The sequence below is a fragment of the Psychrobacter sp. 1Y4 genome, from assembly GCF_051847555.1.
The window spans coordinates 1-869 of the sequence record NZ_JBPYDE010000307.1; the positions used below are offsets into that span (position 1 = coordinate 1).

General features: G+C 48.6%; 1 pseudogene. It reads right to left on the reverse strand.

Annotated features, from left to right (window positions below):
* Positions 1–869 (reverse strand): annotated as a pseudogene (locus ACS8FC_RS15960) (NADH:ubiquinone reductase (Na(+)-transporting) subunit A); the annotation flags it as partial.

Genomic DNA, 869 nt, shown 5'->3' on the forward strand with positions numbered 1-869 from the left:
CTGCGAAATATAGATGGGCAGTTTTGAGAAGCGATTTTTACCTGGGCTAAAGAAGTGGAACGCTGGGCGCTCATGGCCTTCAGCTAGTACACTGATCTGATTATGAAAACGACCAAGATAAGCGATATTGTCAAACACTTTACGACCAGACAAGACTGAACCTGAGATAATACGGTTCTCGCCTGCCGCCAATTGACCTTTAGTCAATGCCGTAATATCAGCGCCGCGTTCGGTCGCAACCAAATGTGGATTGGTAACCGCAGGGCCCGCTAAACTCAGCATACGGCGTGTATACAGATGTCCAGTCGTGAACAGTTTACCAATCGCAATCACGTCTTGATATCCAATCGTCCATACGGACACACCGCGCATGATTGGATGCAAAAAGTGAATGTGCGTACCAGCAAGACCTGCTGGATGTTTACCAGCAAAAGTATGATACTCAGTGATATTATTAGCCGCAGTTTTTGCAACTGGCGTCAGCTGGGCATCGCCATGATGGCAGACAAAAGTCTTTGGCGTGAGTGTCGAAAGTACAGCAAGACCATCATTGAACGCTTGTAGCTGCTCATTGATCACCAGCATTGGGTCAAGGGCTAATGGATTGGTATCCATTGCTGTGACAAAGATAGCGTGTGGACGAGCACCAATTTCTGGTGCACGGCTATAGGGACGCGTACGAAACGCAGTCCATTCGCCAGAGGCAATCAGTTGGGCTTCAACGACTTCAGAGTCTAGGTCAGCAATCTGCTGTGAGTCATAGCGCTCAAAGTCTATTTCTTCACCTTTTGGGTCGACCGCGATCACAAGACTTTCAAACACTCGGCGCTCACCGCGTTTAATCGCGATGACCTTACCAGCAGCAGGAT